The sequence below is a fragment of the Nonomuraea sp. NPDC052129 genome, from assembly GCF_040680095.1.
Classification (GTDB): Bacteria; Actinomycetota; Actinomycetes; order Streptosporangiales; family Streptosporangiaceae; genus Nonomuraea.
This window is the reverse complement of the sequence record NZ_JBFAVX010000017.1, coordinates 127,409-144,782: the sequence shown is the minus strand read 5'-3', so window position 1 is coordinate 144,782 and position 17,374 is coordinate 127,409. Positions and strand designations below refer to the sequence as shown.

The 17,374-nt window shown below is 71.4% G+C and carries 17 protein-coding genes; 5 read left to right on the top strand and 12 right to left on the bottom strand.

What is annotated here, in order from left to right:
* Window positions 1–41: 41 nt before the first annotated feature.
* The 5 genes from speB to AB0L53_RS32525 form a co-directional block, all read right to left on the bottom strand.
* Window positions 42–1,055, bottom strand: coding sequence for an agmatinase (speB, locus tag AB0L53_RS32545; RefSeq protein ID WP_364002026.1), 1,014 nt, complete (start codon window positions 1,053–1,055; stop codon window positions 42–44).
* Window positions 1,056–1,065: 10 nt separating this feature from the next.
* Window positions 1,066–2,136, bottom strand: coding sequence for a nicotinate-nucleotide--dimethylbenzimidazole phosphoribosyltransferase (cobT, locus tag AB0L53_RS32540; RefSeq protein WP_364002023.1), 1,071 nt, complete (start codon window positions 2,134–2,136; stop codon window positions 1,066–1,068).
* Window positions 2,137–2,156: 20 nt separating this feature from the next.
* Window positions 2,157–2,999, bottom strand: a complete 843-nt coding sequence (locus AB0L53_RS32535; RefSeq protein WP_364002020.1) for a sirohydrochlorin chelatase — start codon at window positions 2,997–2,999, stop codon at window positions 2,157–2,159.
* Window positions 3,000–3,064: 65 nt separating this feature from the next.
* Window positions 3,065–4,240: an SAM-dependent methyltransferase gene (locus tag AB0L53_RS32530; RefSeq protein WP_364002017.1), complete on the bottom strand. Its 1,176-nt coding sequence runs from the start codon at window positions 4,238–4,240 to the stop codon at window positions 3,065–3,067.
* A 126-nt stretch (window positions 4,241–4,366) separates the two neighbouring features.
* Window positions 4,367–5,431: a GNAT family N-acetyltransferase gene (locus AB0L53_RS32525; RefSeq protein ID WP_364002014.1), complete on the bottom strand. Its 1,065-nt coding sequence runs from the start codon at window positions 5,429–5,431 to the stop codon at window positions 4,367–4,369.
* 89 nt (window positions 5,432–5,520) lie between these two features.
* On the opposite strand from AB0L53_RS32525, the gene AB0L53_RS32520 reads away from it, so the two are divergent.
* Window positions 5,521–5,736, top strand: a complete 216-nt coding sequence (locus AB0L53_RS32520; RefSeq protein ID WP_364002011.1) for a DUF2795 domain-containing protein — start codon at window positions 5,521–5,523, stop codon at window positions 5,734–5,736.
* A 3-nt stretch (window positions 5,737–5,739) separates the two neighbouring features.
* Complete coding sequence (locus AB0L53_RS32515; protein ID WP_364002008.1) at window positions 5,740–6,756, top strand: Vms1/Ankzf1 family peptidyl-tRNA hydrolase; 1,017 nt, start codon at window positions 5,740–5,742, stop codon at window positions 6,754–6,756.
* Here AB0L53_RS32515 and AB0L53_RS32510 read toward each other — a convergent pair.
* Genes AB0L53_RS32510 through AB0L53_RS32500 form a run of 3 tightly spaced genes read right to left on the bottom strand, consistent with a single transcriptional unit; the run spans window position 6,743 to window position 9,439 of the window.
* Window positions 6,743–7,327, bottom strand: coding sequence for a lactate utilization protein C (locus AB0L53_RS32510; protein WP_364002005.1), 585 nt, complete (start codon window positions 7,325–7,327; stop codon window positions 6,743–6,745). The two genes, AB0L53_RS32515 and AB0L53_RS32510, sit on opposite strands and share 14 nt — an antisense overlap.
* Window positions 7,314–8,705, bottom strand: a complete 1,392-nt coding sequence (locus tag AB0L53_RS32505) for a lactate utilization protein B (protein WP_358544798.1) — start codon at window positions 8,703–8,705, stop codon at window positions 7,314–7,316. The genes AB0L53_RS32510 and AB0L53_RS32505 overlap by 14 nt, the downstream gene beginning before the upstream one ends.
* Complete coding sequence (locus AB0L53_RS32500; RefSeq protein ID WP_364002002.1) at window positions 8,702–9,439, bottom strand: (Fe-S)-binding protein; 738 nt, start codon at window positions 9,437–9,439, stop codon at window positions 8,702–8,704. The genes AB0L53_RS32505 and AB0L53_RS32500 overlap by 4 nt, the downstream gene beginning before the upstream one ends.
* A 72-nt stretch (window positions 9,440–9,511) precedes the next feature.
* Here AB0L53_RS32500 and AB0L53_RS32495 point away from each other — a divergent pair, with 72 nt between their 5' ends.
* Window positions 9,512–10,210, top strand: a complete 699-nt coding sequence (locus AB0L53_RS32495; RefSeq protein ID WP_364001999.1) for a FadR/GntR family transcriptional regulator — start codon at window positions 9,512–9,514, stop codon at window positions 10,208–10,210.
* Here the strand turns inward: AB0L53_RS32495 and AB0L53_RS32490 are convergent.
* Window positions 10,203–11,045 (bottom strand): NAD(P)H-binding protein, encoded by an 843-nt coding sequence (locus tag AB0L53_RS32490; protein WP_364001996.1) that lies wholly within the window; start codon window positions 11,043–11,045, stop codon window positions 10,203–10,205. The genes AB0L53_RS32495 and AB0L53_RS32490 overlap by 8 nt on opposite strands.
* Window positions 11,046–11,097: 52 nt before the next feature.
* Here AB0L53_RS32490 and AB0L53_RS32485 point away from each other — a divergent pair, with 52 nt between their 5' ends.
* Window positions 11,098–11,892 (top strand): helix-turn-helix domain-containing protein, encoded by a 795-nt coding sequence (locus AB0L53_RS32485; RefSeq protein WP_364001993.1) that lies wholly within the window; start codon window positions 11,098–11,100, stop codon window positions 11,890–11,892.
* Here the strand turns inward: AB0L53_RS32485 and AB0L53_RS32480 are convergent.
* On the bottom strand, window positions 11,881–13,260 hold the full coding sequence (locus tag AB0L53_RS32480) for a sulfatase (protein WP_364001990.1): 1,380 nt from the start codon (window positions 13,258–13,260) through the stop codon (window positions 11,881–11,883). The genes AB0L53_RS32485 and AB0L53_RS32480 overlap by 12 nt on opposite strands.
* Window positions 13,261–13,404: 144 nt before the next feature.
* On the opposite strand from AB0L53_RS32480, the gene AB0L53_RS32475 reads away from it, so the two are divergent.
* On the top strand, window positions 13,405–14,406 hold the full coding sequence (locus AB0L53_RS32475; protein WP_357644555.1) for an LLM class F420-dependent oxidoreductase: 1,002 nt from the start codon (window positions 13,405–13,407) through the stop codon (window positions 14,404–14,406).
* 193 nt (window positions 14,407–14,599) lie between these two features.
* Here AB0L53_RS32475 and AB0L53_RS32470 read toward each other — a convergent pair whose 3' ends face one another.
* Entirely contained in the window at window positions 14,600–16,537 is a 1,938-nt protein-coding gene (locus tag AB0L53_RS32470; RefSeq protein WP_364001986.1) for an FtsX-like permease family protein, read from the bottom strand.
* Entirely contained in the window at window positions 16,534–17,211 is a 678-nt protein-coding gene (locus AB0L53_RS32465; RefSeq protein ID WP_357953625.1) for an ABC transporter ATP-binding protein, read from the bottom strand. Before AB0L53_RS32465 ends, AB0L53_RS32470 begins: the two co-directional genes overlap by 4 nt.
* Window positions 17,212–17,374: the final 163 nt, after the last annotated feature.

The following is a 17,374-nucleotide window of genomic DNA, read 5'->3' as shown; positions in this document are numbered from 1 at the left end:
GGTGTGTTAAGAGGTAAACCTACCGGGTCTTACCGAGAGATTTATCGGCCGTCAAGAAGCGGCTGGTGAGGATCCCAGCGGGGCCCGCCATTATCGTCCTTCCGGCGTCTGGCCATCGCTGACAGCGCCTCAAGGATAACCCGGTTCCCGAGGAACGCGGTGATGTCCGCGTGATCGTACGGCGGAGCCACCTCGACCACCTCCATACCGGCCACCGGCAGTTCATAACAGATCCGCCGGACCGAGTCGAGGAGCTGCCTGGCCGACAGTCCGCCGGGCTCGGGGGTGCCCGTGCCGGGGGCGTGACCGGGGTCGCAGACGTCGATGTCGACGGACAGGAAGATCTGGTCGCACTCGTCGAGCGCGATGCCGAACGCCTCCGTCAGGCACTCTTCGAGCCCTCGGGTGACGATCTCGGTCATCTCGTACGAGCGCATGTTCTGCTCGGCCATCCAGCCGAGCGTCTCGGGACCCGGCCAGTAGCCGCGCAGCCCGATCTGCAGGAACCGGTCGCCGCGGATGGCGCCGGACTCGATGAGACGGCGCATGGGCTGGCCGTGGCCGTACAGGTGGCCGAAGGCGATGTTGCCCGTGTCGGCGTGCGCGTCGAAGTGGATCATCGAGGTCCGGCCCGGCTCGTACGCCCTGGAGGTGCCCCTGGCGTCGGGCAGCGCGACCGTGTGGTCGCCGCCCAGGACGAGCGGCACGGCCCCGGAGACGGCGACGCGGTGGACCGCGTCCTCGATGGCGGCCAGCGAGGACTCGACGTCGCCGGAGTAGCACTCGACGTCGCCCGCGTCGAGCACGCGCAGGTCCCGCAGCGCGTCGACGCGCAGCGCCAGGCTGGGCCTGGAGCCGTCGTGCGGCAGGTAGCAGGCCTGGCGCAGGGCCATCGGGCCGAACCTGGCGCCGGGACGGTTGGAGGTGCCGCCGTCGAACGGAGCCCCGATGATCACGACGTCGGCCCCCGCGTACGTCGCGGGGTCGCCGACGTCGCACCGCTCGACACCGAGGAAGGTGATATCGGGGCCGTACATGGGGCCGTATCTCGACATGGCCCCATCATCACACGTGTTTTTCGGTCACTCCCGCCGAGTCGAAGGTGGCGACCTCGTGCATGACGCGTACGGCGGCGCAGACGAGCGGGTAGGCGAGCAGCCCACCGGTGCCCTCCCCCAGCCGCAGCTCCAGGTCCACCATGGGGCGCAGGCCGAGGTGCCCGAGGGCGGCGGTGTGGCCCACCTCGGCCGAGCGGTGCCCGGCGACGCAGTGGTCCAGCGCGGCGGGGTCGAGCGCAGCCGCCACGAGGGCGGCCGCCCCGGCGATGACCCCGTCGAGGATCAGCGGCACGCGGGCCGCGGCGCCGCCGAGGATGAAGCCCACCAGCGCCGCGTGCTCGAACCCGCCCACGGCGGCCAGGGCCCGCAGGGCGTCGTTGGGCAGGGACATGACGGAGTTGACGCCGTTCACGCGCAGCGCCTCACGGATCACGCTCACCTTGCGGGCGTGCGTCTCGTCGTCGATCCCGGTCCCCCGGCCCGTCACGTCGGCCGGGTCCCGGCCGGTGAAGGCGGAGATCAGCGCGGCGGAGGCGGTGGTGTTGGCGATGCCCATGTCGCCGGTGATCAGGCAGCGGGCGCCGCCCGCCACCAGGTCGCGGGCCACCGAGATACCGGCTTCCAGAGCTTGTACGGCCTGATCCACCGTCATGGCCGGCCCCGCCGCCAGGTCGGCCGTACCGTAGCCGATCTTCCGCTTCACCAGGCCCGGAGCGTCGGGCAGGTCCGCCGCGACGCCCACGTCGACCACGGTCACCGTCGCGCCGACCTGCTTGGCGAAGGCGTTGGCCACCGCGCCGCCCGACAGGAAATTGGCCACCATCTGGATCGTGACCTCCTGCGGCCACGGGGTGACGTTCCGGGCGTGGACACCGTGGTCGGCCGCGAAGATGGCCAGGGCCGCCGGGGTCGGCATGGGCGGCGGGGTGGTGCCCGCGGCGCCCGCCAGACGTACCGCGACCTCTTCCAGGGCGCCGAGCGAGCCGCGCGGCTTGGTGAGGCGGTCCTGGTAGGCCCGAGCGTCGGCGATGGCGCGCGGGTCGGCGGGGCGAATCGCGGCGAGCGTCTCAGCGAGCACGGCTTACCTCCGAGTAGGGGTCAGGGGACCAGTTGGAGCGCTTCCTCGTAACGGTCGATGACGACATCGGCCAGGGTCTCGCAGTCGCCGATCACCTCGGCGCAACGGATGTCGAGATCGGGGTGGCCGGCGCCGTAGGCCAGCGCCTGCGCCCACACGCGCTCCAGCATCCCGCCCGCGAACAGCAGGTACGGGACGACGATCACCCGCTTGGCGCCCAGCCGGCGGCAGCGCTCGAGCCCGCCGGGCACTCCGGGCGGTGTGACCGAGACGAAGGCGGTCTCGACCGTCATGAAGTCGTAGGCGTGCGTCTCCCAGAACAGCCGCGAGACGCGGTGGATCTCGGCGTTGGCCGCCGGATCGGTGGAGCCCTCGCCGACCAGGACGACCGCGGTCTCCCCCGGCTCGACATGGAGGGGAAGCTCGGTGGTCGCCGAGTCGACGGCCCGCAGCCGCGGCCGGCCGCCGACCAGTTCCAGCGGGCGCAGCTTGGGCATCTCGGTGGCGGCGTCGTTGAGGCGCTCGGCCAGCAGCGCGAGCACGCGAGGGTCGGGGCCCAGCGGGCGGCCGTAGTCGCACATGAGGGTCGGGTGGCGTTCCTGCACCCTGGCCATGGCGGCGGGGAACTCCGCGCCCACCCGGCTGAGGCTCAGCGGCAGCGCCACCAGACGGTGGTGACCCCGGGCGACCAGGGAGGCGACGGACTCGCTCACCCGTGGCGTGGCGCGCTCCAGATAGCCTCCGGAGACGTCGGCGGCCCGCTGGTCCAGGCGGCATCGGAGCCTGTGGACGAACCGGCCGAACTCGGCGGAGTCGGCGTCATCGTTCGAGCCCTGCCCGATGAGCAGGAGCGGGGGCTTCATTGAGGGAATCTCCGGTGCGTAGGCAAGACACGCGAGGATAACCGATGCGTGCCGGTTGAAACAGGTCACGCCACACGCGAGGGGGTCGCGTGTACGACGAAGACAGGGTCGGCCGCGGCCAGGCTATGCGATCCGTCCGGCTGAATGGTGAGCTTTGAGGCGATTATCTGCGTGCCCTCGGCACGATAGCCGTGCTCGCGGAGCCGGTCGAGCACCGCGGAGACCCGTTCGACCGTCTTCAGCGCGCAGACCAGCGTGCGCGGCCGGCGGGCGGCGCAGGCCACGATGACGTCGGCCCCGCCCCCGCCGATGAAGACGGCGTCGGGGTCGGGCAGCGGTTCGAGCGCGGGTGGCGCCTGTCCCCTGGCCAGGGCCACTTTGACGCCGTGTTCGAGTACGGTGGCGCGCAGCCGGGCGCAGGCCGCCTCGTCCCGCTCGACGGCCACGACGGCCGCGCCGAGCCGGGCGCACTCGACGGCGATCTCGCCGGAGCCCGCGCCCACGTCCCAGACCAGGTCGCCGAGCCGGGGGCCGAGCTTGGCCAGGATGTACGCCCTGACCTCGGCCGGGATCGAGCTCTCGAACGGCAACGCCCATTCGGCCGGTCCCGGCTGCGCGCCCGCCACCCAGCCGGGCTCCCTGGCCTGGTGGAGGGGGTCGATGACGAGCACCACGTCGGGGTCCTTCCACGGCCGGGTGGTGGCCTCGCCCATGCGGCTGTGGGTGACCCGTTCGTCAGGTCCGCCGATGTCCTCGCAGACGATCAGCTCGCGCGGGGTCGTCGGAGCCAGCTCGCGGGCGATGTCGCCGGGCCCGACGCCGGGCGCGACCAGCAGGGCCACCTTGGGGTGCGCCCGGCAGGCGTTGACGACCCGGTTGAGCTGGTGCGGGCCGGCCGGGGCGACGACGAGCGCGTCCTCCCAGTTGAGCCCGGCGCAGGCGAAGGCGCGGGTGACGAGCGAGGTGGCGGGCAGTACGTCGGGCTTGAGCCCGTGGGCGCGCAGCCTGCGCACCACGCCGAAGAAGCCGGGATCACCCTCGGCGACGACCACGGCGGCGCCCTCGCCCTGTTCGAAGTGGCTGTCGAGGGTCTGGAGCAGCGACCCGTCGGCCACGACCGAAGCGGTCAGCCTGAGCTGCCCGATGATGGCGTCCGGCCCCACCACGAGCGTCGCCCCGCGTAGCCGCTCGACCGCCCTGGCCGACAGCTCCGATCCGTCCCACCCGACCACTGTGATCATGCGCACCACCGCCTCACCACTAAGGGTGACGGGTGCCGCGGCGTTTCACAAAGGGTACGAACGCCTGTCCGGTGTGCCTGTCCGCACGAACCACCCCGTCCTGCCCGGCCGGACCGGTGAGATCCGTCACGCCAGATCGGCCGGTGTGAGGCTGTAGACGACCAGGTCACGCCCGTGGAGCGCGTTGCGCGCCACGCCCTCCCGGACGAAGCCCGCCTTCTCCGCCACCCGCCGCGAGGCCATGTTGGTGACCGCCGCCCGCAGTTGCAGCCGTCCGAAGCCCTGCGTGACGAACAGCCAGCGGGCGATCGCCAGCACGGCCTCCCCCGCGTACCCCTGGCCGCGGGCCCAGGGCGCGGTCATGTAGCCGACCTCCGCCGATCTGTTGACCCAGTCGGCGTCCCTGAGGTCCACGTTCGCCACGAAACGGCCGCCGGCCAGCTCCGCCACGGTGTAGGCGATCCCCTGTCCCCTGGTCCGGATCCGCTCGGCGGCGCCGATGAAGGCGCGGGCGTCCGCCTGCGTGTAGCCGCGCGGCAGCCCGGTCTCGGCCTGGGTGAGCGGGTCGGCGCCCGTGGCCGCCAGATCCGCCACGTCGGCCTCGGCCGGCTGTCTGAGCAGCAGCCGCCGGGTACGCAACTCGGTGCGGGGCAGCGTGTCGGACGGGACGCGGCTGTCGCCGCGCAGCAGGCCGAACATCACCAGATCATGCGGCCCGTCGTCCTCCATCGCGGCGTCGCGGAGCACGCCTTCCCAGGTGAAGCCCGCTTTCTGTGCGACGCGTAGCGAGGCCAGGTTGTCGAGGTTGGCCGTCAGGTCGATCCTGCGCAGCTCCGTGGTGGCGAACACCCACTCGACCAGCCCGCGTACGGCTTCGGGCGCGAACCCGCGGCCCCGGTAGAGGGGGTGCACGCCGTAGCCGACCTCGGTCGTACCCGCGCCCCACGAGGTCTTGAACAAGCTGATGGCGCCCACGACGCGGTCGTCGGCGTCGGCCATCGCCAGGTGCACGCCCTGCCCGGAGCGACGCAGCTCGTGCACGCCGGACTTGAGCCATTGCGCGATGCCCGACGCCTTGCCGGGGGTGCCGGGCGGCAGGAACTGGGCACCGGACTGCACGATCGAGCGGATCCGGTCGGCGTCCGAGATGCCGAAGGGCCGGAGCACGAGCCGCGCGGTGGTGATTCTCACACCGGGATCGAACACCCTCGGCAGGGTACACAGCCGCGATGTTTGCCCATGAAGGCGGGGGTAGGTCGCCTTAGAGAGGAGTGACCACCATGGAACCCACGCACGCCGAGGGCGCCGAGCTCTTCGAATGGGTCAATGACACCTCTTTCCCCTCATCTAGGGAGGACCTGCTGCGGCACGCCGAGCATCGGCGCGCGCCCGACGAGGTGCTGGAGCTGCTGCACTCGCTCCCGGAGCGGCAGTACCACACCATTGGGCAGGCCACGGAGGCGCTCGGGCTCAGCATGGAGAAGCGGAGGTGGTGAGTGGTGCGGCTCGACTTCATCCGGCCGCTCTATGAACGCCGCGGGCCGTACGCCTCGGTCTATCTGAGCACCCTCGCCGGGCGCGACCGCGAGAGGCACTGGCGTGACCTGCGCGCCCAGCTGCGCGGCGAGGTGGACCCGGACACGCTCGACGCTTTGGAGTCGGAGGCGGCGGGGTCGGTGGCCGCACGGGTGATGTTCGCCACCCATGGCGACGTGGTGCTGGCGGAGACGCTCGCCGAGGCGCCGGAGCTGGCCGCGTACAGCCCGCTGCCGCTGGTCACGCCCATGCTGATGCTGCGCGGAGAGAACGTGCCGCACCTGCGGGCCATCGTGGACCACGCGGGCACCGAGCTGGCCGTCTTCGGCAGCGGCTCGCCCCGCCGGCCCACCGTGGAGCCCACCCCGTGGCCGCTGCACAGGACCAGCTGGGGTGGCTGGTCGCGGAAGCGGTTCGAGCGCGACATGGAGGAGGCGTGGGAGGAGAGCGCGAAGGTCGTCGCGCACGAGATCGACGAACAGGTCCGGCGGCTCGGCCTCGAACTCGTCGTGGTGGCCGGCGACCCGAAGTCGCGTTCGCTGGTCTGCGATCATCTCGGTACGAAGTCCGTGGACCGCGTGATGATGGTCGAACACGGCAGCCGCGCCGACCACGAGCAGTTCGAACGAGACGTCGAGACCGCGCTCGACTCCTACCTCGGCCGGCGACGGGCGGAGTTGCTCGACCGCTACCGGGAGACCGGCGGGCCCACCGGGCTGGCCGAGGTCGCGCACGCCCTGCGGGAGGGCAGGGTGCACGCGGTGTTGATGCCGGGCGAGGTGACCAAGCCCATGTGGATCGGCGGCGGAGGCGGCACACAGCTGGCCACCGCCCCCGAGGAGCTGCGCGGCTGGGGGGTGGAGGATCCGGTGCCGGAGCGCGCGGACTCCGCGCTGACCAGAGCCGCGACCATGACGGACGCCGAGCTGTGGTTCAGCCCGGAGATCTCGGACGCGGCGGCGGTCATCAGGTACTTATGATCACTTCCAGCGTCCGCGGCCCGTGTACGCCCTCGACCCGGTTGAGCTCGATGTCGCTGGTGGCCGACGGGCCGCTGATCCAGGTCAGCGGGCGGACCGGGTCGAGCCGGGCGACCGCCTCGGGCACGCCGGCCACGATCTGGTCCGCGCGGACCACGCACAGGTGGTAGTCGGGCACCAGGGTCTGCGCCCTGCGGCCCTGGCCGGGGCCCGAGTCGAGGACGATCGTGCCGGTCTCGGCGATGGCCACCGCGCAGCCGGTGATCACCCCGTCGGCGGCGTCCAGCTCGGCCACGGAGCCGCCCGCGACGGCACCGGGCACCTGCCACTCGGCCGGCAGCCCGTCGGGCACGACCATCCGGCGGCCGGCCACCAGCTCGGCCACCTTGCCGGGCACCTCGGCCGCGGGCAGCACGTGCACGACGGCACGGTAGTCGTCCACCCGCTCGGCGAACAGCCCCACGAGGTCATCTACCTGCGCGGCCGTACGGTAACCGCGCGGGATCGTCACCTCGGGGGCGCCTGCCACGGCTCGGCGGACCCTGGCCAGGATCTCGTCACGCGCGCTCATTCCGCTCCCACCAGTCTCTGAATGATTCTTCCGGGATCTCCGGCAGGTCCCGGGTGTCGGTCCAGGCCGACAGGGGGCCCGGCAGGCGTTTCGGCACCACCTTGCGGAAGCGGGTGGCCAGGCGTTGCGCCTTCGCCAGCCGTACCTCGTCGTTGAGTATCCAGCCCGCGACCCGCATGCCCGCCCGCTCGGCCGGCGCGTGGCGGACCTTGGCGCGCAGGTCCACGAGCACCTCGGGGATGTCGATCGCGACCGGGCACACCTCGTAGCAGGCGCCGCAGAGGCTGGAGGCGTACGGCAGCGAGGCGTCCAGCTCCGACGACATCCCCCTGAGCTGCGGGGTGAGGATGGCGCCGATCGGGCCCGGGTAGACCGAGCCGTAGGCGTGGCCGCCCGCGCGTTCGTAGACCGGGCAGACGTTCAGGCAGGCCGAGCAGCGGATGCAGCGCAGCGCCTGGCGGCCCACCTCGTCGGCGAGCACGTTCGTGCGGCCGTTGTCGAGGAGCACCAGGTGGAAGTCCTGGCCCTCGGCCGAGCCGGTCCACATGCTGGTGTAGGGGTTCATGCGCTCGCCGGTGGAGCTGCGCGGCAGCAGCTGCAGGAAGACCTCGAGGTCGCGCCAGGAGGGCAGCAGCTTCTCGATGCCGACCACGCTGATCAGGGTCTCCGGCAGCGTGAGGCACATCCGGCCGTTGCCCTCGGACTCCAGCACCACCAGCGTGCCGGTCTCGGCGATCATGAAGTTGGCGCCGGAGACGGCGACCTTGCTCTTGAGGAAGCGTTCGCGCAGGTGCAGCCGGGCGGCCTCGGCCAGCGCGCGCGGCTCGTCGGTGAGGTCCGCCGGGACCGGGCGCATCTTGTCGAGGAAGATCTCGCGGATCTCGGCCCGGTTGCGGTGGATCGCGGGCACCAGGATGTGGCTCGGGAAGTCGTCGCCAAGCTGCACGATCAGCTCGGCCAGGTCGGTCTCGTAGGCGGTGATGCCCTGCGCGGCCAGCGCCTCGTTGAGGCCGATCTCCTGGGTTGCCATCGACTTGACCTTGACCACCTCGCTCTCGCCCGTGGCCTGGATCAGCCGGGTGACGATGCGGTTGGCCTCGTCGGCGTCGCGGGCCCAGTGGACGTGGCCGCCCGCCCTGGTCACGGCCTCCTCCAGCTGGATGAGGTAGCGGTCGAGGTGGCGGAGGGTGTCGTCCTTGATCGCCTTGCCGGCCGCGCGGAGCTCCTGCCAGTCGGGGAGCTCGCTGACGACGTTCGCGCGCTTGCCGCGGATGGTGTGCGTGGCCTTGCGGAGGTTGTAGCGGAGCTGGGAGTTCTGTACGGCCTCCGCCGCATTTTTCGGGAAATTTCCTGGCATGCCGAGGAATGTCGCGCTCATTGGGCACCGCCCTCTTCGGTGGAGGCGAGGATCTCGGCGAGATGCATGACCCGGACACCGGTCCGCTGGCGGCTGAGCGTGCCGCCGATGTGCATCAGGCACGAGTTGTCGGCCGCGCACAGCACCTCCGCGCCCGTATCGAGCACGCTGCGCGCCTTGTCGGCGCCCATGGCGGCGGAGACGGCCGGGTTCTTGACCGAGAACGTGCCGCCGAAGCCGCAGCACTCCTCGGCCGCCGGGAGCGGGACCAGCTCCAGGCCCCGGACGTTCTGGAGGAGCCTGGTCGGACGGTCGCCGAGGTGGAGCCCGCGCAGCGAGTGACACGTCGGGTGATACGTCACCCGGTGCGGGAAATATGCGCCTACGTCGTCGACTTTGAGGACGTCGAGCAGAAACTCGGACAGCTCGTAGACCTTGGGCGCGACCTCGGCGATCGCCGCCGCTCCCCTGCTCCCCTGCCGTACCAGCTTGGGATACTGCTCGCGCACCATGGCGGCGCACGATCCGGACGGCGCGACGACCGCGTCGTATCCGGCGAACACCTCGGTGAAGCGGCGCGCCAGCCGTACGCCCTCCTCGCGGTAGCCGGTGTTGACGTGCATCTGGCCGCAGCACGTCTGGGCGGTGGGAAAGTCCACCTCGCAGCCGAGCCTGCGCAGGAGCGACACGACGGCCTTGCCGGTGCCGGGGAAGAGCGTGTCGTTCACGCACGTGATGAACAGGGCGACTCGCACGGCTCTCCTTCCGATGTATGGTCTGACCACAGTATGGTCAGACCATATCGAAGCCGCACGAGGGGGACAACGGTGGCCGACTGGCAGCCCGTCCGGCGGACCCGTACGTTCGAGGACGTCATCGCACAGATCGAACGGCGCATCGCCGAAGACGGTCTCAAAGCGGGCGACCGGCTGCCCGCCGAGCGCAGCCTCGCCGAGCAGCTGGGGGTCAGCCGCTCGTCGGTACGGGAGGCCATGCGCGTGCTGGAGACGCTCGGCGTGGTGTCGTCGCAGGTGGGGCGGGGGCCGGACGCCGGGGCGGTGCTGACCTCCCGCCCCGACACGGCGCTCACCGATCTGCTCAGGCTGCATCTGGGACTGGCCAGCCTGGAGCTGCGCGAGGTGATCGACACCCGGCTGATGATCGAACGCTGGGCGGCGGCCCGCGCCGCCTCGGCCGGATCCGACACCTCCGGCCTCGCCACGGCCCTGGCGGGCATGGACGCGGCGACGTCGGCCGAGGAGTTCGTCGAGCACGACACCGCCTTCCACTGCGCGCTGGCCGACGCGTCGGGGAACCGGCTGATCGCGGCCATCATGCGGTCCCTGCGCGACTCGATGAGACGCTACGCGGTGGAGGCGGTGACGCGGCTCGGCGACACGTCCGTGCTGCGCGCCGACCACGAACGCATCCTCACGGCCGTACGGGCGGGCGATCCCGACGAGGCCGCGAACGCGGTCGCCGAGCACCTCGCCCACGCCTACCCCTCGCTCCAGGGTTTTAGCTGAAGGCGGCCCGGTGGTCCTGGACCCAGGACTCGTAGGAGGTGGCCGGGCGGCCCAGCACCGACTGGACGTCGTCCGAGAGCTGCGGCCAGCCCACCTCCTTGAGCATGGTCCAGCCCGTCGCCGCGACCGTGACCAGGCTCGGATCGGCGCCCGAGGCGAGCATCTGCTCCTTGGCCGCCTCGATGGGGATCTCGACGGTCTCCAGCGGGCGGGCGAGCACCTTGGCCAGGATCGCCACCTGGGCGGGGACGCTGAGCAGGTCCGGGCCCGTGAGGTCGTAGGTGCGCGAGTCGTGCGCGCTCGTGGTGAGAGCGGCCACCGCCACGGCCGCGATGTCACGCGGGTCGATGATCGGCTGCACGCCGTCGCCGGTGAAGTTGGGGATCGGGCCGCCCGACCTGACGGCTTCCGCCCAGCCCAGCGAGTTGGAGGCGAAGCCGGCCGGGCGCAGCATGGTCCACGACATGCCGCTCGCCTTGATGGCCTCCTCGCCCGGCACGTGCCACGACCTGACATCGTCGGGGTCGTCGGTGCCGCCCGTGCCGATGGCCGAGAGCTTCACCACCTTCTTGACGCCCGCCGCCACGGCCGCCTCGATCATGGCCTGGTCGTGCTCCTTCAGCCGCCCGCCGAATCCGGTCAGCAGGAGGGCGGCCGACACGCCCTCGAACGCCCGCCGCAGCGATCGCGGGTCTTCGAAGTCGGCCTGGACGGCTTCGCCGCCGGGCGAGCGGGACAGGTCCCGGGTCATCGACCGTACGGCCTCACCGCGCTCGATGAGCAGGCGGGCGGTCTGGCTGCCTATGGTGCCCGTGGCACCGGTGATCAGAATCATGTCAGCCAGGCTGACAGCGCACCTGGCGTCGGTTATAGGAAGAATCGGCACTATGGATGGAGCACTCCTGGGAACCCGGCGGATTCACGTCCGGGAGCCCGACACCACGCCGACGGTGGCCTTCCGCACGGTGGACGGAGCTGGGCGCCTGTACGTGCTGGGGCCGCGTACGCGGGCGTCGTACCTGGTGCCCAAGGACGTGCCGCACTGCGTCACGGTACGGCTGCGCCCGGGGACCGCCCGGCCGCTGCTCGGGGTGCCGCTGAGCGAGCTCGTGGACCAGGTCGTCCCGCTTCGGGACCTTTGGGGGGTACGGGCGGACCGGCTGGCCGAAGAGCTGACGGGCATGGTGACGGGAAGTGACTGGTCGGAGCGGGTGATGGCGCGCCTGGAGGCGGCGTTCCTTGACCGGCTGGCCGCGCAGTCGCCCGCCGACCTGGACCGCGCCGGCCTGGTGGGCGCGGCGGCGGCGCTGCTCTCGTCCGAGGCGGCGCTCGACCGCGGCGACCTGGTGGGCGTGGCAGCGCTGGATCGTGGCGACCTGGTGGGTGTCGCGGCGGCGCCTCCGGTGGTCGCGGTTGCCAGGGAGCTGGGGGTGAGTGAGCGGCACCTGCGCAACCTGTTCACGGGCGGCGTCGGTGTCCCGCCCAAGCGGTTCGCCCGGATCAGCCGGGTCCGTGGCGTGCTGGCCAGGGTGTGTCGCGAAGAGGGCGCCTCACTGGCCGCCGACGCGGGCTACTACGACCAGTCGCACATGACGGCGGAGTTCCGTGCGGTGATGGGCGTGCCCCCGAGCGCCTACCGGGCGGGCCGCCTGCCGGTCCCCGCCGCCTGCTCAGCCGGCTGAGTCGGCTTCCAGGCATTCGGCGCCCGAGCAGGAGTGCATCCTCGACAGCCGCTCCTGGAGCTGCAGCACCAGTCCCGGGTCCGCGAACCGGGCGAGGTTGTGCAGCTCGTAGGGATCTCGGGTGAGGTCGTACAGCTGTATCTCGCCGGTGACGTACCTCACGTAGGTGTGCGTCTCCGTACGCAATGCCTCATAGGAGGGCACCGGCGTCTGCGCGGCCGACGACCGGTTGGCCGGTCGGCTGAACTCGACCAGCACGTTCCGCCGCCACGGCGACGGGTGCTTCCCCTCCAACAGCGGCACCAGCGACCGTCCTTCGGCGAACGGCGGCACCGCCGCCCCGCCGAGCGCGGCGAACGTGGGCGCCAGATCCACCGTCGCCGTCATCTCGTTGATCTTCGAGCCCGGCTCGATGCCCGGCCCGCGCACCACCAGCGGGACATGGATGGCCTCCTCGAACGGGGTGGTCTTGCCTTGAGGGAGGCGATGCGTCCCCAGATGGAAGCCGTTGTCGGAGGTGAAGAAGATGTAGGTGTTGTCGAGCTTGCCGGAGTCGCGGAGGGTGGTGATCACTGAGTTGACAAGGTCGTCGACACCGAGCATGGCCCGCAGCCTCCTGCGGTAGCGCTCGTCGACCTCGTCGATGCCCTCCGGCGAGATCAGCGGCCTCGATCGCAGCCACTCCGGCTCCTCCGACACGTCCGCCTGGTTGAACGACGGCGTGCGCGGCGCCTGCGACCAGGGGAACGCGTCCATGTTGCGGACGGCGGGATTGGCCGGGTTGTGCGGCGCGATGGGGGCGAGATAGAGGAAGAACGGCTCCGAGCCGGCGTTGATGAAGTCTCTGGCCTTGCCCGCCAGCACGTCGGACAGGTAATCCTGTTCGCCCCAGCCGTAGTCGACCAGGTTGCCGTTCTCGTTGAGGCGGTAGCCGTACTCCTGATAGAGGTTGCGCACGGGCACGTCCCACTCATGCCAGCCGGGCGGCACGTACGTCTGCGTGGCGGTGCCGCCCGGATAGTGGTTGAGGAACTTGCCCATCAGCGCCGTGCGGTAGCCGACCTGCTGCATCCAGGTACCGATCGTGGACTGTTCCAGACCCAGGGTGTGGAAGCGGTCGAAGCCGCCTTCCGGCGCGGTGTTGGTCAGCACGCCATGACTGTGGACGTACTGGGAGCGCAGGATCGTCGTGCGCGATGGGCAGCACCAGGAGTTGGACACGAAGAACCGCTCGAACGAGGCGCCCTGCTGCACCAGCTGCTGGTCAATCGCGGGAAAGTAGGAGAGCGCCCCGTACTCCAGGTCGTCCGCCATCACCATGACGATGTTCGGCCGGCTTGCCCCGGAGGCCACCGCCGGACGAATCACGGGCAGCACCCCTGCCGAAAGAAACAGCAGCGCGCAAGCGAGTCGACACAGAACGTTAACCACGAGGAGGATTTCCCCGGAAGATCATGCATTGACACCCGGCTCCACCGCGGCCGTAATAGAACTAAATTCCGGAGGTGTCACATGAAGCTCGGCTTGCAGCTTGGCTACTGGCAGCGCAACGCGGACGACGCGACCGAAACCGTCCTGACGGCCGAGCGGCTCGGCTATGACTCGATATGGACCGCCGAGGCGTACGGCAGCGATGTCTTCACCCCGCTGGCCTGGTACGGCGCGCGGACCTCGCGCATCAAGCTCGGCACGTCGATCGCCCAGATGTCGGCCCGGCCGCCCGTCACCACGGCGATGACCGCGATGACGCTCGACCATCTCACGGGCGGGCGGCTGCTGCTCGGCATCGGCGCATCGGGCCCCCAGGTGGTCGAGGGCTGGTACGGCCAGCCGTTCGCCAAGCCGCTGACCAGGACCCGCGAGTACGTCGACATCATGCGCCAGGTCTGGCGCCGCGAGGAGCCGGTGACCAGCGACGGACCGCACTACCCGCTCCCCCTGGCGGACGGGCTGGGCAAACCGCTCAAGCTCATCACCCACCCGCTGCGGCCCGACATCCCCCTCTATCTGGGGGCGGAAGGACCCAAGAACGTGGCCCTGGCCGCCGAGCTCGGCCAGGGCTGGCTCCCGCTGTTCGCCTTCCCGTCCAAGATCGAGGAGATGTACGGCGAGGCGCTGTCGGGCGCCGCGCCGGGCTTCGACGTCGCGGCCATGGTCATGGTGGTGATCTCCGACGACGTACGGGCCGCGCTCGACGGTGTGAAGATGATGCTCACGCTGTACATCGGCGGAATGGGCGCCAAGCACCGCAACTTCCACGCCGACATCATCGGCCGGATGGGGTTCGCCGAGGCCGCAGAGCGCATCCAGGCGCTGTACCTGGCTGGGAAGAAGGATGAGGCGTTCCAGGCGATCCCGGACGAGCTGGCCGACGGCATCTCGCTCGTCGGGCCGCCGGGGCGGATCAAGGAACGCCTCGAACTCTGGCGCCAGAGCCCGGTCACCAGCCTGCTGGTGATGGGGCCGCGGGACGAGCGGTCACTGACGATCATCCGCGACTTGGTTCTGAACTGACGGCTGGCGACCATTGACCGTCTCGGTCCCTGTAACGGTCTGTGGCGGCTGAGGCCCCTTGGTGGGATACCCCCTCCGGGGGAGCGGAAGAAACCGGTCCGTGGCGGCTGGGGACCCTCCGGAGGTCTGTCGTGGCAAAGGTCCCCTGGAGGGTGGCCCCCTCCGGGGGAGCGAAAGGACGGTGAACGCCGTGCTAGTCGGGGCGGGGAGCTGGGTCGGTGGTGACCGAGTTGAGCAGGGGTCTGCTCAGTGCCCCTGCCCCGATCACGCCGGCGAAGCCGAGTCCGACGCAGACCAGCAGTGTGATCACCCCGGTCGAGTTCACCGCGCCGATCATGAAGGGCGTCGCGCAGAACGCGCCGACCAGGATCGCGCCGCCGCCCATCACCGTGAGCGGGATGAGCGTCTCGGCCCTGCGCGCCTTGTCGAGCACCTCCAGCGGCGTGCCCGCCAGGCGCAGCAGCCCGTACGTCTGGCGGCGGTCGAGGATCGACGACGCGGCCGTGATCCCGGCGCTGGCGATGGCGACCAGGAACGACACCGACAGCACGACCACCGTGCCCGCGCGGATGTCGGCCAGGATCTGGACGCCGAAGTGCCCGTCGTCGGCGTCCGTGGTGGGCGTGTGCCCGGGAACCAGCCCGGCCAGCGCCGTACGGGCCCGGTCGATGGCCGCGGCGTCGGCCGAGGTGCCGAGAGCGACGGCGACGACCTTCTTCACCGGCTTGACCGTGGCCGTGATCCCCGCCTCCTTCAGCCGGGTACGCGCCTGCTCGGCCACGGCGGCCGCTTGATTCGCCGGGACGGCTACCTGGAGCTGCCCCGCAACCCCGCTGCTGTTGAAGACGCCCGGACTGAGCAGGCAGAGGAACCCGGCGACGAAGCCGGTCATGGCCACCCCGCTCACCGTGCGCCACGCGGAGCGCGGATCGTCCACCAGCCGCCGGCCCGCCAGCAGCCGGGCGGGCCGGTTCGCCCGCCTGGCCGTGACGCGGCCGATGATCCCGACCACCCACGGGCCGACCAGATTGACGCAGAGAAAGGCCAGGCCGATCACCACCGCGATGGGGCCCACGGCGTTGCCCCGGCTCAGCAGCGGAACGGCGGCGAGCACCACGAGCAGGGCGACGACCCTGACGAAGCGCATGGCGGGAGGCGTCTCCCGCTTGGCCACCCCGAGCGGGCTGACCACGACCCGCCGCAGCCCCACCACGGCCGAGAGCCCCACCAGCAGCGGGACCGCGACCAGCAGCCCGCCCAGGACCAGCGGGCTCGGCCACAGGTCGGAGACGAACCACGGCCCGCCGCCGATCTGGATCCCGGCCAGCAGCGGCGCCGCCAGGGCGTAGGCGAGCGTGCCCGTGACCGCCCCCGCGAAGGCCACGATCATCGCCTCGGCCACGGTCATCCCGACCACCTGGCCGGGCGTGGCGCCGACCAGCCTGAGTGTGGCCAGACGCTGGTCCCTCCTGGCCACGGTGAGCCGGGCCGCCGCGCCCCCGAACACCAGCAGCGGCACGACCATGAGCACCCCGGCGATGAGCGCCAGCACCTGGTAGGCCTCGGCGTCCTCCGTCGGCTCCCCCGCCAGGCTCGCCACCTTCACCGGGGGTTTGGCGATGATCCAGTCGTCGCTCCGCTGCGCGGTCAGCTCGGGCGCGTCCGGCTTGTGACCGACGACCGCGACCAGCTCGCCCGGGTAGAGCAGCGCCTCCTCGCCGAGTACGCCCTTGGTGCCCGGGAAGCGGGCGGCGAGCTGGTCGGCGGGCAGCTGCTCGGCCAGCTCTTTCAGTGCCGGGGAGAGCCAGACCTCGCCGGGCGCGGGGAAGCGGGCCAGGCCGGGCGGCGGCGCGGGCGCCTCCGCCCCGAGCGCCCCCAGGTCGACGACGGTGATGTCCTTGTCGCGGACGAAGTCATGACGAGACGCCTCGATCGCCACCGCTTTCCCCGTGGCCGCCACCGGGTTGCGCCAGGCGCTCCGGTCGGCCCTGGCCTCGAAGGCGTAGTTGGCGGCCACCGCGAACAGCAGCAGCGCCATGGAGACGGCGACGGCCCCCAGGGTCAGCCAGGTGCCCAGCAGGCCCTTGCGCCCGCCGCCCTTGAGCAGCCGCCAGGTCAGGTCCAGGTTCACGCGCGTACCCCGCCCGCGAGCAGGTGGCCGTCGCGGACCTCGACCGTGCGGTCGCACCAGCCGGCCACGTTGGGGTCGTGGGTCACCACGATCAGGCAGGCGCCGTTGTGCTTGGTCGCCTCGACCAGCAGCCGCATCGTCTCCTGGCCGGTCGTCTGGTCGAGCGCGCCGGTCGGCTCGTCGGCGAAGACCACCGCGGGCTTGGTGACCAGCGCCCTGGCGATGGCGACGCGCTGCGCCTGGCCGCCCGACAGCTCGCCGGGCCGCCGGGTCTCCATGCCGTGCAGGCCGAGTGGCCCGAACCAGTCACGGGCCTGCCGTACGGCCTGCGCCCTCGGTACGTCGCCGAGCATCAGCGGCAAGGCCACGTTCTCCTCGGCGGGCAGCTCGGGCAGGAGCTGGCCGAACTGGAAGACGAAGCCGAAGCGGGTGCGGCGCAGCGCGCTGCGGCCGCGCTCGCGCATGTTGTCGATGCGCTGGCCGAGCAGGTGCACCTCGCCGGAGTCGGGCTTCATGATGCCGGCCAGGCAGTGCAGCAGGGTTGATTTGCCGGAGCCGCTGGGGCCCATGATCGCCACGGCCTCTCCGGCCCGGACCGCGAGGTCCACTCCGCCCAGGGCCACCGTCTGCCCGAACCGCTTGGCCAGGGCTCGTCCAACAAGCACGTCGTTCATGGTGTCGAGCCTCCCGCCGGGGAGGGGCCCGGCGGATCAGCCGGACGTCCGGTTCCCCATCGGCCGAACGGCTGATCCTGGAGTTGCCGACGCGGGCCGGCCCCAGGGTTGGCAGCGTGGGCTGATCCCAGAGTTGCGAGCGCGGGCTGATCCCAGAGTTGGC